Below are 24,868 nucleotides of genomic sequence, written 5' to 3' on the forward strand. Positions count from 1 at the left end.
ATGGACTTCAACGATACCAAAGAAGAAGCCGAGTTCCGCGCCGAAGCACGCGCCTTCCTCGGCAAGCACCTTGACCCCAAGGGAGACAAGCCGCTGCGCCAGCGCGTGGATGGATCCGAATTCATGCGCCGCGCCAAGGAATGGCAGAAAACCAAGGCCGAGAACGGCTATGCGCAGATCACCTGGCCAAAGGAAATCGGCGGCCGTGGCGGCACGCCGATGCAGCAGGTCATCTGGAACCAGGAAGAAGGCAAGTTCGATGCGCCGACCGGCCCGTTCACCATCGGCCTCGGCATGTGCATCCCGACCGTCATTGCCTTCGGGTCTGACGAGCACAAGAAACGCTATGTCGGCAAGGCGCTGAAGGGCGAGGAAATCTGGTGCCAGCTCTTCTCGGAGCCGTCTGCCGGGTCTGACGTTGCAGGCTTGAAAACCCGCGCCGTGAAAGTTGGTGACGAATGGGTCATCAACGGTCAGAAGGTGTGGACCTCCGGCGCGCACTATTCCGACTATGGCATCCTGCTGACGCGGACCGATCCGAGCGTTCCGAAACACAAGGGCCTGACCATGTTCATCGTGGACATGAAACAGGCCGGGGTCGAAGTGCGCCCGATCCACCAGGCATCTGGTGGTCGCGAGTTCAACGAAGTCTACTTCACGGATGTCCGCATCAAGGATTCCGACCGCCTTGGCGATGTCGGACAGGGCTGGAAAGTGGCCATCGTCACGCTGATGAATGAGCGCCTCGCCGTGGGCGGATCGCCGGGCCCGGACTGGGCGGAGATCATGGCCTATGCCAAACAGGCCGGCACCATGTCGGATCAGGCTTTCCGCGAGAAACTGGCGGACTGGTATGTGGCCGCGCAGGGCTATAAGCTTACCAAGTTCCGCACCCAGACGGCCCTGTCGCGCGGCCAGACACCGGGACCGGAAAACTCGATCGGCAAGATCATCACCGCCAACCATCTTCAGGATATCTGCAACTCGGCCATCGAGATGCAGGACCATTACGGCATCCTGACGGATTCAGACCGCATGCCGGCCGATGCCATCTTCCAGCAGAGCTTCATGTGGGCCCCTGGCCTGCGCATTGCGGGCGGCACGGACGAAATCCTGAAGAACATCATTGCCGAACGTGTTCTGGGCCTGCCCCAGGATGTGCGCGTCGACAAGGACCTGCCGTTCGATCAGATGAAGAGCGGCTAGATCAGGCTTCCGGCCCGGCCGCGTGAGCGTTGATGTACTGGCTGACGAAGGCCGCCGCATCGTTCACGCACGCCCGGCCGGCTTCCCCCAGCGCCCGGGCGCGGTCGGCATTGCTGCTGCCCTGGGCCGGGGATGAGGCCGACACGATGACCTGATCCAGAACTTCCCGTGAGGCGCCATCCAGCAGGGTGGCGCGCACCCGGCACCGGCCTGTCGTGCCCGACAGGGTGAAATCGATCATCTGCCACGACAATTCGTACTCTGCCGGCGCGCCGGTCTCGGGAGAGACTGCCCGACCTGCGCCCTGCCCCTCGAGGGCATCCAGCATCGCCATCTGCATCAGCCGCGTGGACGAATCTGTCCATTCGACGTTCGGCACGAGCCGCAATGCCCCGGCAGAATCTTCTGCCGCAATTGCCCGGCCTGCGACAAGGCGGGAGGCCTCAGGCTCGCGAATGATGACCGATGCATCAAGATCATATACGGTTTCCACCGGCGCAAACCGGTAGAGCCCCTGCGGCACTTTCGGTTCCGGCAGGACGGAGACACAGGCGGCCAGGCTGCAGGCAGCAAGCCCGGTGGCAAGAATACGGATCATCTATCGGCTCTCCTCATACGGGGCCGGATCACCGATCACGAAGCCCTGGGGGTTCTGTTCCAGTTCGCGTGCCACCCGGTCGAGCCGCGCGATCAGCACGCGCAGGTCGCGACTGGCCAGGCGGGCATCTTCCAGTGCGCCGGTTGCCGGGCCTTCAATCGCATCGGCGGCGGCCGATACGGCCCGGTTGCTTTGTTCCACCGTGCGGTTCGCATTCGCCGTCACTTCGCGCAGTTCAGCAATCAGCGCCTGCGTCTCGGACCCGAACTGGGTGATCTGCTGGTCGGCATTGCTGCCGAAAGATTGCAGCGACGCAGACGCCTGCTCGAACCGTTCGGCCGCGTCGGACACGTCCTGCAGGGTCTGCGTGGCGCGCGCCATGGTGCCGTCCGAGGCGGCCAGACGCGTGCTCATGGTTTCGATATTGCGCAGGGTGGCCGAGAGGGATTCGATGTTCTCATCCGTCAGCACGAGGCTGACACGTTCCATGGTGCGGCTGGCTTTGCCAAGCACTTCCGCCCCGCCGGCAAAGATCTCGTCCAGCTGCGTGCGCTCAGCCCGGATGACGGGCACGGGCTGGCCCGGCCGGGCCCGCAACGGGGCGGCATTCGGGGTGCCGGCGGAAATCTGCACGAATGTGATCCCGGTGATTCCGGCAAGCTGGATGGACGCGGTCGAATCCGTCTTCACCGGCGTTTCAGCATCGACGCGGATCCGGGCCCGGACCTTTGACGGATCCCCCCGGTCGATGCGCACCCAGGACACTTCGCCCACCTTGATGCCGATATAGCGGACCGACGCCCCCTGCTCCAGCGAGACCGGTCCTTCGAAGACAATGTCATAGGCCTCGAAATCCTGCCGGAACTGGGACTGACCCAGCCAAAGGGTGAAGGCGGCCACCGCCATTGTGGCAATGATGACGAATGCGCCGATCAGGGCATAGTTTGCGCGTGTTTCCATCGTTTCCGGGCTCCTGTTCTAGTGTCCCGCTGCGGCCCGCCCTCGCGGACCTCCGAAATATTCCTGGACCCAGGGATGATCAAAGGCCCGCAATTCCTCAATTGTTCCGACCGCCAGCACGCGTTTCTCGCCCAGCACGGCAATTCGGTCACACGTCGCATGCAGCGTATCCACATCATGCGTGACAAGAAAGACCGTCAGGCCCAGCGCCCGCTGCAATTGCCGGATCAGCGCGTCGAAACCGGCCGCCGTGATCGGATCGAGCCCGGCGGTCGGCTCGTCCAGGAACAGGAGTTCCGGATCCAGCGCCAGCGCCCGGGCCAGCGCGGCCCGCTTCCGCATGCCGCCCGACAGGTCGGACGGGTATTTCGGCCCGGCATCGAGGTGCAGGCCGGCCATCAGGATCTTCATGTCCGCCAGTTCGCGGCAAAGCTGGGGCGACAGGTCCGTGTGCTCCTTCATGGGCACCATGACATTCTCGCGAACCGTGAGGTTGGAGAACAACGCCCCGTCCTGAAACATCACGCCCCAGCTGCGCTCGATTGCGGCGCGCTCGTCCGGATCGAGATTTTCCAGCCGTTTGCCGAACACTTCGATGCTGCCGGCGGCCGGCTGCTTCAGGCCGGTGATCGCGCGCAGCAGCACGGATTTGCCGCAGCCAGACGGCCCGATGATGCCGATGATCTCGCCGCGGCGGATGTCCAGGTCCAGATGTTCGTGCACCACATGGCTGCCATAGGCGGTCTTGAGGTCACGAATACGGATCAGGATGTCGTCGGTCATATGCCCATCTCCATGTAGAAGACAGCAAACAGGGCATCGATCACGATGATCGAGAAGATCGCCTGCACCACGGAGGTCGTCGTCTTGTCGCCGAGCGACTGCACGCTGCCGCCAACATTCAGGCCCTGGCGGCAGGCAATCAGCGCCACGACGAACCCGAAGACCGGCGCCTTGGACATGCCGACCCAGAACTGGTCCAGCGGCACATTGGTCTGCAGGCGATCCAGGAACAGGGCCGGATTGATGTCCAGCGACAGCCAGCCGACAATCACGCCGCCGGCAATTCCGGCAATTGTCGCGACAAAGCCCAGGACCGGCGTCGTCACGACCATGGCAAGGATGCGCGGTGCCACAAGCACATCCATCGGCTTCAGGCCGAGGGTCTGCATGGCGTCGATTTCCTGACGCATCTTCATCGTGCCGATCTGCGCCGTGAAGGAGGAATTGGTGCGGCCGGCCAGCACAATGCCGGTCATCATCACACCCAGCTCCCGCAGCATGGCAAAGCCGATCAGTTCGACCACGAAGATTTCCGAGCCGAGGTCCTGAAGTGTCGACGCGCCGATGAAGGCCACGACCATGCCAACGAAGAAAGAGAGGAAGGCGATGATCGGCATGGCATCAAGGCCCGCCTCCTCCATCACCGAAACGATGGATGTCCACCGCAGCTTCCAGGGCGTCAGCACAAGCCGGAACGTCGTCACAAGTGTCTCGCCCAGAAAGGCCAGCATGGCGCGCGATTCCGAAACGAGGTTCATGAAGCCGCGGCCGGTGCGTTCCAGCAGGTCGACCAGCCCGCCATGCGGAGGGCGCTTCGGCTCCTCCACCTCGGTGACGGCATGCACCTGTCCGATCAGGTTCTCGGCGCTGGGATGCTCGCCTTCGATGCGGGCGGTCCCGTCCGACAATTGGCGCAGGGTCCGGTCGATCACGAAGGCCCCGGCCGTGTCGAGCCGGCCAAGCCCGGCCACGTCCAGCACGACGCTGCCGGTGGCCGTCAGGTCCCGCAATGCCTCGTCGACCGCCTGGACGGTGCGGACGGTCCAGTCCCCGGACACACGGAGCCGGGAGTCTTCGCCACTGGTTTCCAGTGCGAATTCGGGGGTGCTAGGATTGGCCATGCGACTGCTTTTCTACCTGACCACCCTACTCAAACATGCTTAAGACCTGAAAAGCGAGATCGATCAAATTTTATCTTTCAGGATCCCTTATGGCCGAGCGCACCCTTGAAATCACTGATGTTTCCTCGCCCCTGAAAGCCGCGTTTACCATTTCGCGCGGGGCCAAGACGTGCGCGGACACGATCCGGGTCAGCCTTCGCCAGGGCGAGGCCGTCGGCCGGGGCGAATGCGTGCCCTATCCACGATACGGGGAAACCCTGCCCGGCGTGCGGGCGGCCATCGAGGCGATGGCTCCGCAGATCGAGGCGGGACTGGACCGGGAGGCGCTGCAGGCCGAGATGCCCGCCGGTGCAGCGCGCTGCGCGCTCGACTGTGCCCTGTGGGATCTGGAGGCGAAGCTGACCGGCAGGCCGGTCTGGCAACTGGCCGGATTGCCGGAGCCGAAGCCGGTGGAGACCGCCGTCACGGTGAGCCTCGACACGGCAGCGGCCATGGCAGAGGCGGCAAAGGCGACCCCCAGCCGACTACTGAAACTGAAACTGGGCGGGCCGGAAGACCTCGACCGGATCGAGGCGGTCCATGCAGCCCGCCCGGACGCGCGCCTGATCGTGGACGGCAATGAAGGCCTCCTGCCGGACCAGTTCCCGGCCATCGTCCGCCGCGCGTCCAGCCTGGGCGTCGTGCTGATCGAGCAGCCCTTCCCGGCCGGCAGGGACGAGGCATTACTGCGGCGTCCCGGCGCGGTCTCGGTGTGCGCCGACGAAAGCGCGCATACCAGCGCCGAGATCCAGGACCTTGCCCGCCGGTATGATGCGGTGAATGTGAAGCTCGACAAGACCGGCGGTCTGACCGAAGCGATCCGAATGGTCCAGGCCGCCCGCGCCAGCGGCATGGGCGTTCTGGTGGGGTGCATGGTGGCCGGCTCTATCTCGATGGCACCGGCCGTGCTTCTGGCAGGCCTGGCCGATGCGACCGATCTCGACGGCCCGCTCTGGCTCGCCGAGGATGTGGCGCATGGCCTGACCTATGCGGACGGCATGATCCGCCCGCCCTCTCCGGAACTCTGGGGCTAGGCCGCGCCGTCCAGAATGTCCCGGAAACCGCTGGGGGCGTGCGGGCCCATGAACAATTGCTCGAATGCGCCGATGCCCTCCGATGACAGGCCGTCCGGGCCTTCATGCCGTGCGCGGGCAATGGCCTGGATGTGCAGATTTTCCGGTTGTTGCCATGGCAGCTTTTCCGGCTCGTAGTCTTCGCGCAGCACGGACAACTGATCACCATGATAGGAGCCATGCTTGCGCTCCGGATGGCCGTAGCCGATACCCTTCATCAGGAAGGTGGCAAACGGCTCGAAGCTCACCGTATGCGGATTTCCCTGACCGTCTTCAACATGCAGCCTGGCGGATTTCATGCGACGTGTTCCGGACGTGTACTGGATATCCATGTGCGGCTTGTCGAGATGGATCAAATCGCCCTGCCCCGCGCCATCCATCGCCAGCACGGCGCGCGTGTTCCACGCCTCACCTGCCTCATCATGGTTCACATGATAGAACATGGACAGGTTCGGGAAATTGGTGGGCGTCCAGATCCAGTAGAATTGCGGCGGCAATGGCGGGATCAGGGGCTGGGTATCCTGCGCCCCGATCGGGCGCACGCCCCAGCTGCGGTCCCGCGTGCCGGTCCAGGTTTCCGGCGAAACATCAATCTCGGTGCCATCAATGCGCAGCTTGCCCGCCCAGCGGCCATTCTGCGTCATCCGCGTCACATCCATCAGCATGCGGGGCCCCTGCCGGCGGGTGAAGCGCGGCTCCTCGATCGGGAAGGCGCGGCCTTCGAATTCCAGGTCGAGAGCGATGCCCTCGGTTTCCTCGACCTTCAGGCGGATGCGCTTCAGCGGTTCCAGCACCTCCACCGAGAAGCCGCCGACATAGGTGTTCATCCGCTCCATGTTCAACGGGCGGGAGAAGAAGACCGAATGCTGTTTCCCGCCTCTCAGCACCGATACGGCCGCATCGATGATGTTCAGGTGCGGATAGATCCCCATCGCCGCGGCGAAGAAGGTCTCCCCATCGGGAGAATAGCCATTGAAGAAATAGCGGTCGTAGAAATTCCGGTCCGAGCCCGAAAAGGCAATCGGTTCCGGTGTCTGGTGGATCGGGTATTCGTCTCCGGCGGTGAGCATGGCATTTCCTTCCTTCGCGTCACCACTTGGCGGGCAACGTCCTGCGGCTAGGGTGTACGACACGAACAGACGGTTCAAGCCGTGACGCAAAGGGAGCCCACGATTTCATGACCAAGATGACGGCTGAGGAAGCCAATACATTCCTGCGCGGCGCATTTGCGACGAGAGACAATCGAACGGAAGTCACGCTGATGGAAGATGGCCGCGCGGTCATGCGCCTGGTCGCCGATGAAACGAATTTGCGCCCGGGCGGATACATTTCGGGACCGACGCAGATGTCGCTGGTCGACTCCGCGGCCTATATGGCCGTGATGACGAAGACAGGGCATGAGCCCATGACAGTGACCAGCAATCTCAGCATCAACTTCCTGCGACCTTGTATCGGGGATGTGGTCGTCGCGGATGCGCGTATATTGAAGATCGGTCAGGCTCTGGCCGTCATGGAAGTGGATGTACGGATCGAAGGCGCGGACAAGCCGTCAAGTCATGCGGTGGTGACCTATGCGATCCCGAGAGAACCGAGTGGAATGGCATGAATGCATTGGGACTGATCGCCGGCCTTCTGGGCTTTGCCGCTGTGGCGCTGGGCGCCTTTGGGGCGCATGGCCTGGAAGGTGTGCTGACGGCAGAAGGCACTGAATGGTGGCACACGGCAACGCTCTATGCCTTGCCGCATTCTGTCGCCGCGCTGGCCATTGCCCTGCACGGTAATACCGGCCTGCTCCGCAAGGCGGGCTGGGCGTTCGCGATTGGAACGATCATCTTTGCCGGAACGCTTTATGCGATGGCGCTGGGCGCGCCGCGCTGGTTCGGGGCGATCACGCCGATTGGCGGCGTTTCACTTCTGGTTGGGTGGGCCCTGTGCGCAGTGGGCGCGCGACGGACCTAGGAGATCGAGCTGTTCAGCGAGGCGTATTTGTCGGCAAGACCGTCTGCCGTTTCGCGTGCCTGGTCGATCGTGTCGGCGAAGGATCTCAATTCGCGGTCAACCGGCGCAATGTCCATATCCATGTCATTGCGCGTCGTGACCTCGCCCAGGGCACCCTGGAAGTTGCGATAGGCCATCTGTGCCCGCACCAGTGCGCGCTCATAGCTCATCACGTCGGCGCGGCTGGTCGTGCCGTCGCCGCCGGTCTGCAACACGTCTTCCGCCTCCCGGCTGACATCGGCCAGACCATCGCGTGCCGCCTGGGCATCCGACACGATGCGGGCAAGTACCAGCGAGGGGGCATCCGATTTCGCGCCAATGCGGGAAGCATAGTCGCGGGCATCGTTGCTGTCGGATTTTCCATTGATCAGCGTGGAGGCAAAGCCGGCAAGACCACCGGAGGCCTCGACCCAGCCATTCTGGACGGCGCGGGTACAGTATTCAGCGGAAACCTTGCGCAGGGCAGACTGGGATTGTGTCAGGCTCGTCTCCACGGACGCCTGACCGGGAACCATCGAAACGGTTGCGCATCCCGCCAGAAGGCATAGGGATGCACCCAGAACTATACTACGCATTTGACAGCCACCTGCACACCTGATTGGGACCACACCTGCAATAATGTTTACGGACGCAATTGGACCAAGTCCAGCGATGGCTGTGAATTTGACTGAAAATAAGTGAAGACTGCATGAACAGACGCCCAAACCGCCGCATTTTGTACCCGAGACTGGAATCCAGGCGCTCTGGACGCCTGCGAGTCACCGATATTCACGAGATTTACTGGGAAGAATCGGGGAATCCGGCCGGAATCCCGGTCATTGCCGTCCATGGAGGCCCGGGAGGCGGCTCCAGCCCGGAAATGAGGCGTTTCTTCGACCCGGGCAAATATCGCATCATCCTGTTTGACCAGCGGGGATGCGGACGCTCGACGCCGCATTCGGAATTGCGCGAAAACACGACCTGGGACCTGATCGACGACATGGAAGCGATCCGGGACATGCTGGGGATTGACCGATGGCTTGTCTTTGGCGGCTCCTGGGGGTCTACCCTGTCCCTGGCCTATGGCGTGACCCATCCGGAACGTACGCTGGGCCTGGTCCTGCGCGGCATCTTTCTCGTCTCGAAGGCCGAAATCCAGTGGTTCTACCAGGCCGGCGCCAGCCGCCTGTTCCCGGATGCCTATGACCGTTACATCAAGCCGATTCCGGAGGACGAGCGCGACGACCTGCTGATGGCCTTCCATCGCCGACTGACCGGTGATGACAAGCAAGCCCGCGTCGAGGCCGCCCGCGCCTGGTCTCGCTGGGAAGGCGAGACACTGTCGATCAAGGGGCCCACGACGACCCCTGCCCGCTTCAACGAAGACGATTTCGTGGATGCCTTTGCGCGCATCGAGTGCCACTATTTCGTCAATCGCGGCTTCTTTGCGCATGATGCATGGTTGCTGGAAGAGGCCGCCACCAAGCTGACCAATGTGCGTGGCGTGATCGTGCACGGGCGATATGATGTGGTCACCCCGCTTTCGACCGCCTGGGCGCTATCCAAGGCGTGGCCACGGGCGGACCTGCACATCATTCCGGATGCGGGTCATTCCTCGATGGAGCCGGGCATTGTCGACAAACTCATTCAGGCAACAGATGATTTTGCCACCATCTATTCCGACCTGATCTCCAGCTAGCACCAAGGGCCGGACAGGCAGCGCCTTCCGGGTATCTGGCAGATGTAGCGGGCGGAAGATGCATGGCCGCGCTGGGATGTGTGTTGGGAAAAGTCAGGTTGCGACCCTGAACCTTCCGCCGCCGGAATGACGGCTGAGCCGTCCGCCATTCCCCCCGGCGCGTTGAGCATCCGTTCCGGGGACTGGCAGATCATGCCATGGGAAGGCATGCGCCGGATTGCGCAGTCTGGCGGTGCCGAGCGGGCATGAAAAAGGGGGCGGACAGCCGCCCCCTCTTCCCGGTGTCGCGGCCTGCCGTGCTAGATGACGCCAAGCTTGGTCAAGGTGCCGAGCACCAGGATGAAGGCCAGGGCCGGCGGCACCACCCAGCGGCACATGAACCGCCAGAGGTTCATGATTGTCCCCTCGCCCAGTTCCGTGGTCAGCATTTCGCGACTGAGAATCCAGCCTGCGAACACAGCGAGCAGCAGGGCGCAGAGCGGCAGCATGATGTTGCCGGTGATGATGTCTGCGAAATCGATGAAATCGGTGGAATAGACATAGCCCATACCGATCATGAACAGGACGAACCCGATTCCCATGGCGGCGCCGGGACGCGTCACGCCTTCACGCTCTTCCAGCCAGGCCACACCAACCTCCATCAGGGAGATCGAGGAGGTGAAGGCTGCGAACAGGGCCAGAAGGAAGAAGGCTCCGCCAACCCAGATGCCGAGGGCGCCCATCTGGCTGAACGCAATCGGCATTGAAACGAAGAACAGGCCGGGACCACCGGCCGGATCGGCGCCGAATGCAAACACGATCGGGAAGATGGCAAAGCCCGCAATCAGCGCCACCATAGTATCGGCGCTGGCCACGATGGCAGATGAGCGCGGAATGTTCGTGTCGCGGCTGAGATAGGCGCCATAGGTCACCATCAGGCAGGAGCCGACAGACAGAGAGAAGAAGGCTTGCCCGACGGCTTCCAGGAAGGTCGCCATGGTGACCTTGCTGAAGTCCGGGGTCAGCAGGAAGCTGGCAGCCGCGCCGGCATCCCCTTCCACAAGGGCGAAGCCGACAATGCCGATGAGCAGGATGAAGAAGGCCGGCATCAGGAAGGTTGCCGCCTTTTCGATGCCGCCCTTCACACCTCGCGCCACAATGAATGTGTTCAGCGCGATAAAGGCCGCAAGCAATGTGCCGATCATGTATTTGTTGCTGATCGTTTCGACAAAGTTGCCGGAAGACACGTCTGCGAGGGTAACGGTCTCGCCGGTTTCAACAGACAGGCGCGCAGCCTCGTCCGCGAAGCCGGCAAAGGTTCCGTCAAAGGCCTGCGGAATAAATGCCAGGACCCAGGCGGAAATCACGATGTAGAAGGTCAGGATGAAGAAGGAGCCGAGCGTTCCGATCCAGCCTACGACCTGCCAGTTCTCGCTCTTGCTCTCGGCCCGGGCCAGCGAGTGGATCCCCTCGATGGCCGACATGCCCGACTTCCGCCCGACGGCGTATTCTGCCATCAGAACGGTGAGACCGAGGAACAGGACACAGACAAGATAGATCAGGATGAAGGCGCCGCCGCCATTCTCTCCGGCCGTGAACGGGAAACGCCAGAAATTGCCGAGTCCGACGGACGAGCCAACGGCCGCCATGATAAAACCGAAGCGCGACCCCCAATGGTCCGTCTTTCGGCCAATTTCTCCTGCCATATGCCCTCTCCCCGGGTAAAAGTTTTGCGCGAACCTATCGACGGCAAAACAAAAATCAACAATTGTTATGGTTTGGGGCTAAAACAGCCCTCGGGCGGTCAGTTTCTCATCACGGTGCATGTGCGCCGCAATGATCAGGCCGAAACACGCCATCGTCGTCAGCATGGCTGTGCCGCCATAAGAGATCAATGGCAAGGGCATTCCGACAACCGGCAACAGGCCGAGCACCATGCCCACATTGAACACAATGTAGAAGGCGACCGTCGCCACTGCCCCGGCAGAGGCGAGCCGGCCGAACCAGCTGACCGAACGCGCCGCGCTGTAGAGCGACCAGCCGAGAATGACGGCAAAGCAGACAAGCAGCGCCGTCGAGCCGAGGAAGCCGAACTCCTCGGCGATCACGGTGAGGATGAAGTCGGTATGTTGTTCGGGCACATAATCCTGCTGGGACTGGATGCCCTGCAGCCAGCCGCGCCCGTTGAAGCCGCCGGCGCCGATGGCGATCTTGCCCTGTTCGATCTGGTAGCTCTCGCCCAGCGCGTTTGTGGACCCGCCGAACAGCTGGGCCAGGAAGGTATCGACCCGCTCTCTCTGGTACGGAGCGAGCACGAATTGGTACACTGGCCAGACCGATGCCACGCCGCCAATGATGGCCGTCGCGATCACGCGCACGGACAGGCCGGCCAGGAAGATGACCACGCCGCCGGACGCGACCAGGGCCAGCGTCGTGCCGAAATCCGGCTGCTTGAAGATCAGCGCTGCGGGCAACAGGGTGATCGCCAGAGCGCCGAGATGCACCAGGATGCGCCCGGTCTGGGGTTGCAGGACCATCTGGTAATAGCGAGCCAGTGCCATGGTCACCGCCAGCTTGGCAAATTCGGACGGCTGGACGGCCACTGGCCCGATCTGCAACCAGCGTTGCGCGCCGCCGCCGGTGACGCCCATCAATTCGACCAGAACCAGAAGCACGATCGTGCCCGCATAGGCCGGGAATGCCAGTCGCATCCACCAGGACAGAGGCAACAGGGCCAGACCGATCATCATGAAGAAACACACGATGAACCGGACCAGCTGGAGCTTCCAGAGATGGGCCTCGGAAGGATTTGTGTAGGCGGAAGAATACAGCATGGCGAGCCCGGTCAGGGCCATGGCCACGATCAGCAGGATGAATCCCCAGGGCAGGCGCATCAGCTTGTCCAGCGGCCCCTGCGTGTCGAAATTCAGCGACGTCGCCGTGCGGGTACGCGCCTCGCCGCGCGAGAATCCGGTAAAGCCCTCGCGGCTCATGTCGGGGTCCCGTCCTCATCGAGTGCGGCACTCTGAGAGAAGGCCGGCTTGCGGCGGCTATCGGTCTTCATTGCGAAGTGGAGAATGTCGCGCGCCACCGGCGCCGCCGTGCGCGAGCCCCCTTCCCCGTGTTCGACGACAACCGAGATGGCGTATTTCGGATTGTCCGCCGGCGCATAGGCGACAAACAGCGCATGGTCGCGCAGTTCGCGGGCGATGTCCTCGCCGCCGCGAACGCCTTTCAGGCGCTCTTCCCGGGTGATCCGGCGCACCTGCGCGGTGCCGGTCTTGCCAGCAAGGCGTGGACCACCCAGGCCAAGATCGCCGGACCGGTAGGCCGTCCCGCCGCCCTCGGACGTCACGCCATACATGCCCGCCTTCATCAATTGCATGATTTCCGGGTCCAGCGGCGCATCCAGCGCGTGGTCGTCTTCCGATTGAGGCCCGATCCCGATCATGCGCGGCTTGAACGGCTTGCCTTCCGTGGCGATGCGCGCGGTCATCAGCGCCAGCTGCAGGGGCGTGGTGCCGAGCTGGCCCTGGCCAATGCCGAAATTGAGGGTTTCGCCCTCATACCAGTTTTCCTTGCGAACGCGCTGCTTCCATTCACGGTCCGGAACGAGACCGCCCCGGCCACCGGTCATGCCGAGCACCCAATCCTCGCCAAAGCCGAACTTGCGGGCCACTTCGGCGATCTTGTCGACGCCGGTCCGGCGGGCAATCTCGTAGAAATAGACGTCGCAGGATCCCTTGATGCCGGTGTGCAGATTCACCGAGCCATGCCCGCCCTTCTTCCAGCAATGCCAGGTCCGGTTGCCGAAATGGTAGTAGCCATTGCAATGCACCCGGTCAGTCGGCTTGACGACGCCTGCCTCCAGCGCGGCGGTGGCCACCACCATCTTGAAGGTGGAGCCCGGCGGGTACACGCCGCCATGGGCGCGCGGATAGAGCGGCGAACGGGTGTCATCGCGCAGTTCGGCATAATCTGCCGTCGAGATGCCGTTGACGAAATCATTCGGGTCGAACGCCGGGGTCGACACCATGGCCAGCACATCGCCGGTTTCCACGTCCAGCACCACGGCTGCTCCGCTTTCGCCCTCGAAGCGCTCAATGGCAACGCGCTGCAGGTCGGAATCGATGGTGACGAACAGGTCGCGGCCGGGTGTCGGCGCGAGGCGCTCGTCCGGGATTTCCTCGATCACGCGGCCATGCGCATTGGTCACCAGTTTGCGATAGCCGGGCTTTCCGCGCAGCCATTCCTCGGCGAAGCGTTCCATGCCCTGCCGCCCGGTGCGCATGTCCGGATGCCGGAACATGGTCTGCAGCGTTTCGGTTTCCTTGTCCGTCATGCCATCGGTCAGGCGAACCAGATCGTCCTGGCTGGCCCGGGCGACATAACCGAGAACATGCGCAAAGTCGCGACCGCGCGGATAGGAGCGGGTCAGCGCCATTTCCACGTTCACGCCCGGCATTTCCGCCTCATGCACATTCATGCGGGCGAAGTCTTCATAAGTCAGTTCGTGCGCCACGGTGACCGGCACAAACCCGGCATTGCGGCGACGGCTGAGGGCGATCTCCCGGGCGATCCGCTCCAGCCGCTCTTCCGGCAGTTCGATCAGCGCAGCAATCTGCGCCAGGGTCTTCTGCGGATTGTCGGCCTGTTCCGGAATGATCGACACACGGCCTGCGCGGCGGTGGGAGGCCAGCGGCCGGCCGAAGCGGTCGAGGATGCGGCCGCGCTGCGGCGGCGCGAGTTCGAGCTTGATATGGTTGGCTTCGGCCTGCGCCTGGTAGCGCTCCTTGTCGAGGATCTGCAACTGGAACAGCCGGGCCACCAGTCCGGCCCAGACGAGTCCGCCCGCTGCCCCGGCAATCGCCGCCCGGCGGGTGAAAGCGTGTTCGAGATCTGCGCTCTTCTTGCTCATCCGGCCTGCCCCGCCATTTCTCCGGGCCGGCGGCCAAGGTCGAACATGCGGTGCAGCACCGCATAGACGGCGCCGGTGGTCAGCAGGGAGGCAAACAATGGCATGGCCCGCACCGCATGGTCTTCTAGCGTCGAGGCCATCAGCCACAACAGCAGGAAGGCTCCAGAAAACAGGAGGATGGGTGCAAGGATGGCAATCAGCGGCTCGTTCATGACATCGAACATATCAGCAATCGCTGCGCTGGCCCCATAGGCGAGCAGGTTCAGGATGACGAAACAGCCCAGCGGCGCGTGGAAGGTCACATCCTGCACCAGTCCGAAGACGATGAGAAAGGCCATCGGGCGCAGGGACAGTCCGACCCTGCCCCACCCGACGGCACCCCACAGGGCCGCATAAGGCCAGGCGACCGACAGGCCGAAAAACTCCCGTGGGGTCAGGCCGAGCAGACCGATCGCCGCAATGGCGAACGCCCCGAACAGGAGGCGGGGCGTCGGGCCGGTCTGCGACCACAGGCTTTTCGTCTTGCGGGCAGGCGAGCGGGACATGGCTATTGACGCGCCCCCTGCGCCGGGCTGGCATCCAGGGCTGTTGACTCAGGTTCCAGGGCGACCGGCTTTTGAATCTCGGGCGGCGGGATCATCTGCACATACCCGCCATCGCGGTCTGCCATCGAGAACTTCACGCGCCAGTCCCCGCCGACCTTGCGCGCCTCTCCGACCACCAGGCCGCGCGGGAATGCCCCGCCCTCGGCCGAGGTCAGGATACGCTCGCCTTCGACGAACTCGTCACGCTCCGGCAGGTCTGTCAGTCCACCCAGGCCGTCGCGCCCCCCATAGAGAATGGCGCGCACGCCGCTGACTTCTCCCATGACCGGCACGCGGCTGTTGAAATCGGTAATCAGCAGAATGCGTGAGGAATATTCCCCGAGCTGGATGACGCGGCCGACGAGGCCGCCCTCATTCAGCGCCACGGCGCCCGGTTCGACCCCCTGGGCCCGCCCGGCATTGGCCAGGATGGTCTGTGCAAAGGGGCCGTCATTCTCGGCCGTGACCCGCGCCGTGACACCCCGTGCCGGCGGCTCGCCCATCAGATTCAGAATTTCTTCGTAGGCCTCCAGCCGCTCTGCCATGGATATGGCCGCGGCCTTGTAGCGCGACAGGTTGCGTACCTCCGCCTCAAGCTCACGAATGCGACGTTCGCGCTTGGCCTGGCCGGTCACCCAGGCCCAGGCATTGAAGCCTTCATTGCCGCCCAGCCGGTCACCCACCGTGGTGCGGACGGGATTGAAGAAGGCGCGGACTTGTGGCGCAGACTGTGCGAGGACGAGCGCGAGGGCCGCAAAAATGAACACACTGAGGACGAGACGCTTGGGGGAGCGTTTGCGAGTTTTCGATCCTGATCGGCCGAGGCGTGCCATTGGCCTGGTTCCCTTGCGTTGATCCCCTGTCAGTTCATCTCATCAGACTTCGGGTGAAAGCACGGTCCGCATCTTCGAGAAGTTCTCAAGCACATGGCCGCACCCGTTCACGACACATTTGAGCGGATCGTCTGCAATCATCACGGGCAGCTGCGCCTGTTCGCGGATGACAGTGTCCAGATTGCGCAACAAGGCGCCCCCGCCGGTCAGCACAATCCCGCGGTCCACGATGTCCGCAGCGAGTTCCGGGGGCATCGCTTCCAGAGCGATCTTAACAGCGTCGATGATGTCCGTCACGGGCTCGCGCAGCGCTTCGGCGATCATCGCTTCGGTGATTTCGGTCTCTTTCGGCACACCATCCAGCGTACCGCGGCCCCGAACGGTCAGTGCCATGCCGGTGCCGTTTTCCGGCGGCTGGGCGGTGCCGATTTCCTTCTTGATCCGTTCAGCCGACATTTCGCCGATGAGGATTTTCTGTTCGCGGCGCAGATAGTTGACGATGGCCTGGTCCATCTTGTCACCGCCGACGCGGACGGACCGCGAATAGACAATGCCGCCCAGCGACAGGACAGCCACTTCGGACGTGCCGCCGCCGATGTCGACCACCATGGACCCGGCCGGGTCGTCAATCGGCAGGCCGGCGCCGATGGCGGCGGCCATGGGTTCCTCGATCAACTGCACTTCGCGGGCACCGGCGGCCAGGGCCGACTGGTGGATGGCGCGGCGCTCAACGCTGGTTGCGGAACTGGGCACGCAGATGATGATGAGAGGAGACACGAACGCCCGGCGGTTATGAACCTTCCGGATGAAATGCTTGATCATTTCCTCGGCGACTTCGAAATCGGCGATCACGCCATCGCGCATGGGGCGGATGGCTTCCATGTTCACCGGCGTCTTGCCGAGCATGTTCTTGGCCTGCTCGCCGACCGCATAGACGATCTTGCGGCCACCCTGGGTCATGTAGGCGACGACGGAAGGTTCATCGAGCTTGACGCCCTGCCCCTTCACATAGACCAGCGTGTTCGCTGTGCCGAGGTCAATGGCCATGTCCGTGGACAGCATGCCGAGGAGGCTACCAATCATGTCGTACCCGAGCTCTTTCTTGAGCGGCCGGACAGGGTCTGCCCGGCGCGCATGTGCAATTCTTTACACAGCCCCATACACCATGTGCCGTTAACGCGGCTTTAATGCAAGGCACATGCCGCAGATATACGGTACGCCTCGTTCACAACAAGCATACCCACTGATTTCAATAGTTTTTTCCGGAATCCCGCCCCGCCGGCTTAACCTTTTCCGGAACGCTCCGTACGGTTATTCTTAACCTATGGGCACCGGATGTTAAAAATCACCTTCCGGCGAGTCTTTCGGCACGACGCGAAAGATGCGCGACGGGAGGTCCATGTCACCCCGCATCGGCACCGGAACGAGATAGTCCGGCACCTCATCCTGCCTCAGGCGCGCTGCCAGTCCTCCCGGATCATGCGCGGACAAAAGCACGGTTTCCGCGTCCGCAGGGCATGTCACCACATAGTCAATTCCGTTCACCGCCAGCAATTCCCGGCTCTTCCCTTCCCCGGAGAGGAGCAGATCGATTGCGTGTGAAATACCTTCATGGTTCCGGTGATAATTGCCCTGCAAGACGCTGTGCCGGGTCTTGTTCAACAGGATCGGGCCGAAATCGGCAGACGCCAGAACGCGGCCCGGTGGCAAGGCGTTCAACGTGGTGAACGAATCATCCTGCAGGCAATCGGCCTTGTCGCCCGCGCGATTGGTCTGAACTTCCGGCGCGATGAAAACACCCGGGAGCGCCCACAGGAATGGCAGGCTGAGCGCCAGTGCCCCGATATAGGTGACACTGGATGGATTGCGGGCCTTTCCGGAGCGGTAGACGTCCGCAATCCAGAGGCCGAGCGGAATGACCGCGAACAGATGCCCGAACACGTAGAACCGCACCTGGTACACACTCATGCCCAGAGCGGCGACCAGAAGCAGGATGAAAAGCAGGTGCGCCCGCACCTGGCGCCGGCGGTGGAGGCTCCAGAGGCTGACCCCGAGCGCGAGCAAGGTGATACCGAGACAGAAGCCGAGCCGTGCAATCAGATCATCCCGGCCGCTGAAGACGGACCGCGCCTCGTCCACACGGTCGAGCCAGAGCGTCTTCACTTCCGGGGACAAGTCGTCCAGCGGATTGGACAGGCATTGCGGGCCCGCAAGAAGGAGGGTCGCAACACATATCGCGCCCACACCTACAAGCGCACCGAGCCGCAGCGGCCAGGGTCGGCGCGATGCGGCGAGAGCCGCCGCAACCAGCCCGAGCCCTCCGGCAAGCCCGGCCAGCAAGCTGACCGACGACAGGGCATCGCACGCCACCATTTCATACTGGCCGGGTGGAATGGTGGCGAAGAAGGCCAGTTCCAGTCCGGCCGCCAGGCCCGCCCCGAACCCGATTGCCCCGCGCCGGGCTGCAGTGCCGGCAATGAGCCAGTCCAGCGCCACGAATCCGCACATCGCGGCAACAAACACATAGACTTCACCGCCAATGGCCACTGATGCCGCCAGAGCAAGGCCCGAACCTGCAAGCCGGGCGGCGCGTCTTTGCGGATCCAGCGCGAGTCCGATGGCAAGGGCCAGGAGGCCCAGCTGCAGGCCATGATGATCCAGCGCGCCCGGTGCGAAACGATAGTGTGTGGAGAATACGAACACGCTGAGCACGAGACAGGCGAGCCCGCCGCCCTTCCCGTCAAGATGACGCGCGCCGACATACAGGCCTGCCACCACGACCAGCACGCTGAGGGGCGGCCAGGCCGAATAGGCCCAGACCAGTGCGGAATCGGCAGACATGAACAGGCTGAACAGGGCGTACAGAGCGAGTACCGGCAGATCGGCAAGGCGGGACCAGTGCATCGGCGTTCCGCCATCGGGACCCATGCGGTATTGATGCATGTCGAACCAGGCCTGACCGGCCAGCAGATCCTTGATCTGCACCAGACGCATCACATCATCGCCATCCGGTCCGATCTTGCCCAGATCGCCTTGCACCGCACTGCTGATCACGAGCCAGACCGGTACAGCCAGGAAAAGCAGGACCGTCCGGATATCCATCTGTCGCATCAAGAACCCCTCTCCCGCCAGTCTGTCCGCGCAAGCGGCGATCCCGAAAGGCAACCTTAACCAGTGCCGGTATAGGAAACCCTAAAACGGGAGGCATTCGGTAACCATGACGCACGCAGATTTTCCGCGCCTGAACATCGCCGTCCTCCTGCCCTGTTACAATGAGGGCAAATCCATCGCCTCGGTGGTCATCGGGTTCCGAAAGGCCCTGCCTTCGGCCCGCATCTACGTCTATGACAACAATTCGAGCGATGACACGTCGGCGCAGGCCGCGTTCGCCGGTGCGACGGTTGTGCCCTCGCGCCGCCAGGGAAAGGGCAATGTCGTGCGCCAGATGTTCGCCGACATCGAGGCCGACATCTACGTCATGGCCGACGGCGATGGCACCTATGACCCGACCGCGGCCCCGCGCATGATCGATACGCTGCTGGCAGACCGGGCCGACATGGTGGTGGGAACCCGCCGCAATGTGACGGAAGATGCCGGACGCAATGGCCATGCCTTCGGCAATCGCCTGTTCAACATCATCTATCGCACCCTGTTCGGCAGCGATTTCACGGACATCTTCTCCGGCTATCGCGCGTTCACCCGCCGGTTTGCGAAAAGCTTCCCGGCATCTTCCCCGGGATTCGAGATCGAAACGGAAATGTCTGTTCACGCCTCGACGCTGCGCCTGCCGGTGTCCGAGATCGAATTCGACTACGGTCGCCGCGTGGAGGGATCCGAAAGCAAGCTGTCCACGTTTCGTGACGGGTTTCGCATCCTTCGCATGATGGGCATGCTGATGAAGGAGACCAAGCCGTTCGTGTTCTTCAGCGCGGTCTCTGCCGGCCTGTTCGGACTGGCCGCCCTTTCCAGTGCCCCGGTACTGTTTGAGTATTTTGAAACCGGTCTCGTGACCCGCATGCCGACATGGATGCTGTCCATGACGCTGCTGCTGGGCGCGATGATGACGTTCACTGCCGGCATCATTCTGGACTCGCTGTCGCGCGCGCGTATCGAGCAGAAGCGGATCCACTATCTGTCAATCGCCCCGGCCCGTGGGGAGAAATACTTCAACACGGCAGGCACGGCGGCAGACCGCAGCGAGACTGACCCGCTACTGGCACCCACCATGCGAAAAACGGGCGGCTGAGCCTGTCACCTTCCCGGGGCAGATCGGCAACATTCCATTCACCATGCGTCACCCAACGGATTGTGGCACACCGTATACTTGTCTTTTTACGGAATAGTGCTCGCGGCCACCCACAAGTGACGGCTTGGGCCGACAGGATCTAGCCAGTCTTCTTCTGGAGTTCCGGCAGATCATTCACGGCCACATCGACTGCGTCCGTCTTGTCCTGCGGCACGGCCCGGCGAACCAGCGTTTCCGGCACGGTGATGAAAGCGGTCGTCCCCCGCCCGGGTTCAGAGCGTAGCTTGATGCGCAGCCCCTGGGCATCCGCCAGGCGGCGCGCCACGCTGAGGCCAAGCCCGACCCCGGTGGAGTGATCGTATTTCTGGTGCGCCGGACGCGAATGGAAGAAGGGTTCAAAGGCCCGTTCGAGCACATCCTGGGTCATGCCGCGTCCGCGGTCCCGCACCATCACGACCAGTCCGACACCGGACACCATGCCGGCCTTGACCACGATCGGCGCAGAAGATCCGGCCTCGAGCGCATTCTTGATGATGTTGCGGACGATGATTTCGAAACTGTTCTCGTCCATGTCCGCCGAAAGATTCTGCGGGACGCTGACCTTCAGACGATCTGCGAAACGGGCATACTCGCCCTCTGTGAACTTCCGGACAACATTGTTGATGACTTCCGACACCGAGACTTCCGAGGACTGCGCCAGATAATCGTCACGTTCCATGCGGGTGAAGTTGATGATCCCGTCAAGCGTGGAGGAGAGGATCATGGCCTGCTCCCCGATCTTGTCCGCATAGGTGCTGACTTCTTCCTCGTTGCACGGAATATTGGACGATGAGCCAATCACGCCGGCGCAGGCCGAGATGACGTCAAGCGGCACCTTGAGCTCGGCGCTCATCGAGGCCAGGAAGCGCGTCTTGGCCTCATTGGCCGCTTCTGCTTCATTCCGCGCATTCTCGATCTCGAAACGCACTTCTTCCATACGTGTCACATCCGTATAGACGACCACCGTACCGACGCCGGTGATATGCTCCACCGATTTCTGCCAGTAGACGCCATCGCGCCGGATCGGCTTGTCGACCGGCTCCAGCGAGTCTTCGCGCGACGAGAACACTTTCTGGTGGAGCTGGTTCTCGACGATGACATCACCGGCTTCGCTGAAGATGGCAAAAGCCTGATGGCTGGCTTCAAGCGCCCCGATCAGCAGGTCCCTGGATTCCTCCGCCTTGATCGTGGCGTCGATATCGGACCGGTAGACCAGGTAACTGGACCGGGCGCCGAGATAGAGCGCAAACTTGAAGAAGATCATCATCGCGCAGATCGTCGCACCCGTAACCGACTGGTAGAAGGCGCTGTAGGCGGCGCCTGCGACGAAGGCGGCGATGGCGTAGCGCAGGACGATGCGCGGCACACGGGTCAGCATGCTGGCCATGCCGGCAGACATAGGCGTGATCATGAGGCCACCCATGATCATGGCGGCATTCTCGTCTGGACCGACGAAGAATGGCAAGGATCCCCAGGCGAGGCCGAATGCGATGGCAAGGAATTCGGACCGGCGGAGATATTTTCCGCTGACCTGTTTGGGGGCCGGACGGCCGCGCTTCAGCAGGTAGTCGATCACGAGCAGCAGGGCCAGGCCGAGATTGATGGTGATCCAGACTTCGATATTTGTGTTGGGCACCCAGCGGTGCACCAGGAAGCTGGCGCCGATCGTGTTGACCAGCATGATAAGGGCCATGACCAGCTTGTGGCGGGAAAAATCCATATGCTGCTGCAACAGGATCAGGCGGTCGACCGCCGTCTCCCGGGGAAGCGCGTTCCCGGTCACATAGGACAGAAATGATTTTTCCTGCTTTGCCATGACACCGCTATACACAGGGCAAGTGAATATTCCGCTCTACGGTCGTGACCGGATTGAGAGACTGTGGAAACCTGTCGTTAACGCGTGTGTTAACCAAAAATAGATGTTAGGGGGCGGTTGCCTTTCCGGTCTCCGGTTCTGTAGCTTGCGTTCCGGTAGAGGAGACGATCGCGCCCGTGCCACATTCCGCTGCGCCCTTCAGGATAGCCGTCATCGGTGCCGGTCCAGGTGGACTGAGCACCGCACACTTCATCCAGCAGGCTGGCCACAAGGCCACCGTGTTCGAGGCTGACAGCCGCTTGGGCGGCAAATCCTTCTCGGTCGTGCGCGGCGATGCCATGAATGAAATGGGCACCTGCTACACGACACGCTCCCACAAGCTGGTGAAACGCTGGATGAAGGAACGCGGCATCACGCTGACCCGACTGGGGGAAGCGCGCTATGACGGCGTGAAGGTGGTCGATTATGTGAAACAGGGCGATGGCCCTCCCCTGGCCTGGCAGGCCCTGAAATTCATTCGCGCCGCCGGACGCCTGCGCCGGGACATTCGCAACCGGCCGGACGACCCCGCCGTGTGCGAGGAAGCCGCCATGACCACGGCGGAATGGGTGAAACGCCTGAACCTGCCGAAAATCGACCTCGCCTCGCACCGCATTCAGACCACGCAAGGCTATGGGTTTACCGATGAGGCCACCATCGGCCAGACCGTCCAGTGGTGCGACCTGAACTACCTCTTGTCCGGCGTGCTGAACGACATGCACATGCCGGATCAGGGATGGAGCGAATTCTGGAGCCGGTTCGCGCAGGACAAGGATGTGCGCCTGGACAGCCCGGTGACGCACCTGGACCGGTCCGGCCCGAAGCCGGTCGTGACCGCCGCAGGCAAGAGCGAGGCATTCGATGCGGTCGTGTCCACCGTGCCGATGCAGAATTTCGTGCAGTTCTGCGCAGCCACGCGCGACGAGATGTTCATTCGCAATGGTATCGAATGGCAGAACTACACGACCACACTGCTGACCTCACCCGACTGGTTCGACGGCCACATGATCATCGGCTATTCCGAGGCCAGCATGGACAGCAGCCGCAAGGGCGCCATTCTCGGCGGGCGCCGCGAAGGCGAAAGCGAGGAACTGGGGGGACGGCTCTACGTGACCGGCCAGTTCTCGACCGGGCTGACCCCGGCAGAATTGCGCGAGATCCTGATGGCGGACGCCGAAAAGCACGGCTTCACGATCGAAAGCGTCATCCAGCAGAAAGTCTGGCAGTATTTTCCGCAATACACTGCCGACGCCGTGCGCAATGGCCTGTTCGGGGCCCTGCGCCGGGTTCAGGGCCAAAAGCGCACCTGGTTCAGCGGATCGAGCTTTTCGCATGAACTGGTCTGCAGCATCGTGGAGCAGTCGCAGGGCATGGTGAGCCACATGCTGCACGAACTGTCTCTGCAGCCTGCACAGGCCACGAGCACCCACCCAGTCCGGACGGCTGAAACCGCCTAGACCGTTTCCGGCGCGGCGCAGTACCGGTCTATGAACTCCTGATGGGACGGCATTTGCGAGACGGCCCGGGCGATGCCCGCCTGCAATCCCCCGAGCGCGGTTTTCAATTGTTCATCCGTCATCAGATGGCCCATATGGTGATAGCGGGCCGGCGCCAGGCGCTGTCCCATCATGACCTGCAGCCAGGAATCCACCCGGAACAGGTCGTCCGATGCCTGATAGACCAGGCCGCCATCGCGGAACAGCGCGATCCTCTGGGCCAGGGATTCCGGAATCTCCATGTCACGCCGCGCGCGCCAGAAATCGGAATCATCGCGCTCGGTCAATTTGTAGTGGAGCACGATGAAATCGCGGATCTTTTCCAGTTCGCGGTCGGCCTGTGCATTGTAGTGATTGGCCTGAGCTTCTGTCACGCCAGCGAAGGGGAATTGCTGGACGAGCCGCGTCGCCCCGACCTGTATGAGATGGATGCTGGTGGATTCGAGTGGCTCGACAAAACCGCTGGACAGGCCAAGCGCCACACAATTCCTGTTCCACACCTTCTTCCGGCGACCCGTCTTGTAGCGGATCAGGCGCGGCTCGGTCAGGGCCTCACCTTCCACATGACTCATCAGATAGGCGTGTGCCTCGTCCGGTGTCATGTTCTCACTGCAGAAGACCAGGCCGTTGCCGACCCGGTGCTGAAGCGGAATGCGCCATTGCCAGCCGGCATGATGGGCGATGGCCCGTGTATAGGGAATGGCCGGGCCCACGGACTTAGTCTGGACCGCCAGAGCGCTGTCCGTCGGCAGCCAGTTTGTCCAGTCTTCATATCCCGTTTTCAGGGTCTGCTCGATGAGCAGGCCGCGAAAGCCCGTGCAGTCGATGAAGAAATCCCCCTCAATCCGCTCGCCTGATTTCAGCTTCAGGGCTGTCAGGAATCCGGTCTCGCCATCCTGCTCCACCTGTTCGATGAGACCTTCCACGCGCTTGACACCCTTCTTCTCGCTGAAGCTGCGAAGGAAGCGCGCATACAGGCTGGCATCGAGATGATAGGCGAAGTTGAGACCGGACTTTTCGGACGTGTAGAAACGTTCTGCCTCTGCCGCCTGAAGCTCGAGGCAATAGGCGTCCAGATGCTCTCCGATGCCGCGTTCACGCGCCCGCATCCAGATATGGTAGAATTCCCCCATCCAGCTCGGCTTGCCGACCTGTCCGAAGGAGTGGATGTAGCGATCACCGACGCCGCCCCAGTTCTCGAAGGCAATGCCCAGCTTGAACGTCGCCTTGGTGGCCCGCATGAAGTCCCGCTCGTCGATCCCCATCAGATGGTGGAAGGTACGATGTGTCGGGATCGTCGCCTCCCCCACGCCAACCGTGCCGATATCATCGGATTCGACCAGCGTGACCTCCAGCAGTGGCCCGAGGAGCCGGGACAGGGCGGCCGCGGTGATCCAGCCGGCCGTGCCGCCGCCGGCGATGACAACTTTCCTGATCTTCTGCGTTTCCAAGTGAACCCCCG

22 protein-coding genes are annotated in these 24,868 nt (G+C 62.7%); 7 read left to right on the forward strand and 15 right to left on the reverse strand.

Going from position 1 to position 24,868, the window contains the following annotated elements:
- Entirely contained in the window at positions 1 to 1,206 is a 1,206-nt protein-coding gene (locus HF955_RS02580; protein WP_291077614.1) for an acyl-CoA dehydrogenase family protein, read from the forward strand.
- Position 1,207: 1 nt separating this feature from the next.
- Here the strand turns inward: HF955_RS02580 and HF955_RS02585 are convergent, their stop codons facing one another.
- The 4 genes from HF955_RS02585 to HF955_RS02600 are packed head-to-tail and all read right to left on the reverse strand — an operon-like array spanning position 1,208 to position 4,668.
- Positions 1,208 to 1,804, reverse strand: a complete 597-nt coding sequence (locus HF955_RS02585; RefSeq protein WP_291077616.1) for an ABC-type transport auxiliary lipoprotein family protein — start codon at positions 1,802 to 1,804, stop codon at positions 1,208 to 1,210.
- On the reverse strand, positions 1,805 to 2,764 hold the full coding sequence (locus HF955_RS02590; RefSeq protein WP_027837192.1) for an MlaD family protein: 960 nt from the start codon (positions 2,762 to 2,764) through the stop codon (positions 1,805 to 1,807).
- An 18-nt stretch (positions 2,765 to 2,782) separates the two neighbouring features.
- Positions 2,783 to 3,547 (reverse strand): ABC transporter ATP-binding protein, encoded by a 765-nt coding sequence (locus HF955_RS02595; RefSeq protein WP_027837191.1) that lies wholly within the window; start codon positions 3,545 to 3,547, stop codon positions 2,783 to 2,785.
- Positions 3,544 to 4,668, reverse strand: a complete 1,125-nt coding sequence (locus HF955_RS02600) for an MlaE family lipid ABC transporter permease subunit (protein WP_291077619.1) — start codon at positions 4,666 to 4,668, stop codon at positions 3,544 to 3,546. Before HF955_RS02600 ends, HF955_RS02595 begins: the two co-directional genes overlap by 4 nt.
- Before the next feature lie 89 nt (positions 4,669 to 4,757).
- On the opposite strand from HF955_RS02600, the gene dgcA reads away from it, so the two are divergent.
- Complete coding sequence (dgcA, locus tag HF955_RS02605; RefSeq protein ID WP_291077621.1) at positions 4,758 to 5,741, forward strand: N-acetyl-D-Glu racemase DgcA; 984 nt, start codon at positions 4,758 to 4,760, stop codon at positions 5,739 to 5,741.
- On the opposite strand, the gene HF955_RS02610 is transcribed toward dgcA, so the two are convergent.
- Positions 5,738 to 6,850, reverse strand: a complete 1,113-nt coding sequence (locus HF955_RS02610; protein WP_291077623.1) for a hypothetical protein — start codon at positions 6,848 to 6,850, stop codon at positions 5,738 to 5,740. The genes dgcA and HF955_RS02610 overlap by 4 nt on opposite strands.
- Before the next feature lie 107 nt (positions 6,851 to 6,957).
- On the opposite strand from HF955_RS02610, the gene HF955_RS02615 reads away from it, so the two are divergent.
- Together HF955_RS02615 and HF955_RS02620 are read left to right on the forward strand one after the other, a co-directional pair.
- A complete protein-coding gene (locus tag HF955_RS02615; protein WP_291077625.1) occupies positions 6,958 to 7,386 on the forward strand; it encodes a PaaI family thioesterase in 429 nt (142 codons plus the stop codon).
- Positions 7,383 to 7,739, forward strand: a complete 357-nt coding sequence (locus HF955_RS02620; RefSeq protein ID WP_291077627.1) for a DUF423 domain-containing protein — start codon at positions 7,383 to 7,385, stop codon at positions 7,737 to 7,739. Before HF955_RS02615 ends, HF955_RS02620 begins: the two co-directional genes overlap by 4 nt.
- Here the strand turns inward: HF955_RS02620 and HF955_RS02625 are convergent.
- A complete protein-coding gene (locus HF955_RS02625; RefSeq protein ID WP_291077628.1) occupies positions 7,736 to 8,353 on the reverse strand; it encodes a hypothetical protein in 618 nt (205 codons plus the stop codon). The genes HF955_RS02620 and HF955_RS02625 overlap by 4 nt on opposite strands.
- A 113-nt stretch (positions 8,354 to 8,466) precedes the next feature.
- Here HF955_RS02625 and pip point away from each other — a divergent pair, with 113 nt between their 5' ends.
- Positions 8,467 to 9,456, forward strand: a complete 990-nt coding sequence (gene pip, locus HF955_RS02630; protein WP_291077630.1) for a prolyl aminopeptidase — start codon at positions 8,467 to 8,469, stop codon at positions 9,454 to 9,456.
- A gap of 299 nt (positions 9,457 to 9,755) precedes the next feature.
- Here the strand turns inward: pip and HF955_RS02635 are convergent, their stop codons facing one another.
- The 7 genes from HF955_RS02635 to HF955_RS02665 all read right to left on the reverse strand — a co-directional run bounded on the left by HF955_RS02635 (position 9,756) and on the right by HF955_RS02665 (position 18,881).
- Positions 9,756 to 11,141: a sodium-dependent transporter gene (locus HF955_RS02635; protein ID WP_291077632.1), complete on the reverse strand. Its 1,386-nt coding sequence runs from the start codon at positions 11,139 to 11,141 to the stop codon at positions 9,756 to 9,758.
- 78 nt (positions 11,142 to 11,219) lie between these two features.
- Positions 11,220 to 12,428, reverse strand: a complete 1,209-nt coding sequence (rodA, locus tag HF955_RS02640; RefSeq protein WP_291077633.1) for a rod shape-determining protein RodA — start codon at positions 12,426 to 12,428, stop codon at positions 11,220 to 11,222.
- On the reverse strand, positions 12,425 to 14,353 hold the full coding sequence (gene mrdA / locus HF955_RS02645; protein ID WP_291077635.1) for a penicillin-binding protein 2: 1,929 nt from the start codon (positions 14,351 to 14,353) through the stop codon (positions 12,425 to 12,427). Before mrdA ends, rodA begins: the two co-directional genes overlap by 4 nt.
- Positions 14,350 to 14,898: a hypothetical protein gene (locus tag HF955_RS02650; RefSeq protein WP_291077636.1), complete on the reverse strand. Its 549-nt coding sequence runs from the start codon at positions 14,896 to 14,898 to the stop codon at positions 14,350 to 14,352. The genes mrdA and HF955_RS02650 overlap by 4 nt, the downstream gene beginning before the upstream one ends.
- Before the next feature lie 2 nt (positions 14,899 to 14,900).
- Positions 14,901 to 15,770: a rod shape-determining protein MreC gene (gene mreC / locus HF955_RS02655; RefSeq protein ID WP_291077638.1), complete on the reverse strand. Its 870-nt coding sequence runs from the start codon at positions 15,768 to 15,770 to the stop codon at positions 14,901 to 14,903.
- A 42-nt stretch (positions 15,771 to 15,812) separates the two neighbouring features.
- Positions 15,813 to 16,853: a rod shape-determining protein gene (locus tag HF955_RS02660; protein WP_027837180.1), complete on the reverse strand. Its 1,041-nt coding sequence runs from the start codon at positions 16,851 to 16,853 to the stop codon at positions 15,813 to 15,815.
- Between the two features lie 255 nt (positions 16,854 to 17,108).
- A complete protein-coding gene (locus HF955_RS02665; protein WP_291077640.1) occupies positions 17,109 to 18,881 on the reverse strand; it encodes a hypothetical protein in 1,773 nt (590 codons plus the stop codon).
- Between the two features lie 106 nt (positions 18,882 to 18,987).
- On the opposite strand from HF955_RS02665, the gene HF955_RS02670 reads away from it, so the two are divergent.
- A complete protein-coding gene (locus HF955_RS02670) occupies positions 18,988 to 20,016 on the forward strand; it encodes a glycosyltransferase (RefSeq protein ID WP_291077642.1) in 1,029 nt (342 codons plus the stop codon).
- A 139-nt stretch (positions 20,017 to 20,155) separates the two neighbouring features.
- Here the strand turns inward: HF955_RS02670 and HF955_RS02675 are convergent, their stop codons facing one another.
- A complete protein-coding gene (locus tag HF955_RS02675) occupies positions 20,156 to 21,871 on the reverse strand; it encodes a HAMP domain-containing sensor histidine kinase (RefSeq protein WP_291077644.1) in 1,716 nt (571 codons plus the stop codon).
- A 176-nt stretch (positions 21,872 to 22,047) separates the two neighbouring features.
- On the opposite strand from HF955_RS02675, the gene HF955_RS02680 reads away from it, so the two are divergent.
- Entirely contained in the window at positions 22,048 to 23,367 is a 1,320-nt protein-coding gene (locus tag HF955_RS02680) for an FAD-dependent oxidoreductase (protein WP_291077646.1), read from the forward strand.
- On the opposite strand, the gene HF955_RS02685 is transcribed toward HF955_RS02680, so the two are convergent.
- On the reverse strand, positions 23,364 to 24,857 hold the full coding sequence (locus tag HF955_RS02685; protein ID WP_291077648.1) for a tryptophan halogenase family protein: 1,494 nt from the start codon (positions 24,855 to 24,857) through the stop codon (positions 23,364 to 23,366). The genes HF955_RS02680 and HF955_RS02685 overlap by 4 nt on opposite strands.
- Positions 24,858 to 24,868: the final 11 nt, after the last annotated feature.

The organism is Hyphomonas sp. (assembly GCF_017792385.1).
In the GTDB taxonomy this organism is placed as follows: Bacteria; Pseudomonadota; Alphaproteobacteria; order Caulobacterales; family Hyphomonadaceae; genus Hyphomonas.

Excerpts from the sequence above, each read along its gene's own strand:
- HF955_RS02580 (WP_291077614.1), top strand. The coding sequence starts at position 1 with ATGGACTTCAACGATACCAAAGAAGAAGCCGAGTTCCGCGCCGAAGCA.
- HF955_RS02585 (WP_291077616.1), bottom strand. The coding sequence starts at position 1,804 with ATGATCCGTATTCTTGCCACCGGGCTTGCTGCCTGCAGCCTGGCCGCC.
- HF955_RS02590 (WP_027837192.1), bottom strand. The coding sequence starts at position 2,764 with ATGGAAACACGCGCAAACTATGCCCTGATCGGCGCATTCGTCATCATT.
- HF955_RS02595 (WP_027837191.1), bottom strand. The coding sequence starts at position 3,547 with ATGACCGACGACATCCTGATCCGTATTCGTGACCTCAAGACCGCCTAT.
- HF955_RS02600 (WP_291077619.1), bottom strand. The coding sequence starts at position 4,668 with ATGGCCAATCCTAGCACCCCCGAATTCGCACTGGAAACCAGTGGCGAA.
- dgcA (WP_291077621.1), top strand. The coding sequence starts at position 4,758 with ATGGCCGAGCGCACCCTTGAAATCACTGATGTTTCCTCGCCCCTGAAA.
- HF955_RS02610 (WP_291077623.1), bottom strand. The coding sequence starts at position 6,850 with ATGCTCACCGCCGGAGACGAATACCCGATCCACCAGACACCGGAACCG.
- HF955_RS02615 (WP_291077625.1), top strand. The coding sequence starts at position 6,958 with ATGACCAAGATGACGGCTGAGGAAGCCAATACATTCCTGCGCGGCGCA.
- HF955_RS02620 (WP_291077627.1), top strand. The coding sequence starts at position 7,383 with ATGAATGCATTGGGACTGATCGCCGGCCTTCTGGGCTTTGCCGCTGTG.
- HF955_RS02625 (WP_291077628.1), bottom strand. The coding sequence starts at position 8,353 with ATGCGTAGTATAGTTCTGGGTGCATCCCTATGCCTTCTGGCGGGATGC.
- pip (WP_291077630.1), top strand. The coding sequence starts at position 8,467 with ATGAACAGACGCCCAAACCGCCGCATTTTGTACCCGAGACTGGAATCC.
- HF955_RS02635 (WP_291077632.1), bottom strand. The coding sequence starts at position 11,141 with ATGGCAGGAGAAATTGGCCGAAAGACGGACCATTGGGGGTCGCGCTTC.
- rodA (WP_291077633.1), bottom strand. The coding sequence starts at position 12,428 with ATGAGCCGCGAGGGCTTTACCGGATTCTCGCGCGGCGAGGCGCGTACC.
- mrdA (WP_291077635.1), bottom strand. The coding sequence starts at position 14,353 with ATGAGCAAGAAGAGCGCAGATCTCGAACACGCTTTCACCCGCCGGGCG.
- HF955_RS02650 (WP_291077636.1), bottom strand. The coding sequence starts at position 14,898 with ATGTCCCGCTCGCCTGCCCGCAAGACGAAAAGCCTGTGGTCGCAGACC.
- mreC (WP_291077638.1), bottom strand. The coding sequence starts at position 15,770 with ATGGCACGCCTCGGCCGATCAGGATCGAAAACTCGCAAACGCTCCCCC.
- HF955_RS02660 (WP_027837180.1), bottom strand. The coding sequence starts at position 16,853 with ATGATTGGTAGCCTCCTCGGCATGCTGTCCACGGACATGGCCATTGAC.
- HF955_RS02665 (WP_291077640.1), bottom strand. The coding sequence starts at position 18,881 with ATGCGACAGATGGATATCCGGACGGTCCTGCTTTTCCTGGCTGTACCG.
- HF955_RS02670 (WP_291077642.1), top strand. The coding sequence starts at position 18,988 with ATGACGCACGCAGATTTTCCGCGCCTGAACATCGCCGTCCTCCTGCCC.
- HF955_RS02675 (WP_291077644.1), bottom strand. The coding sequence starts at position 21,871 with ATGGCAAAGCAGGAAAAATCATTTCTGTCCTATGTGACCGGGAACGCG.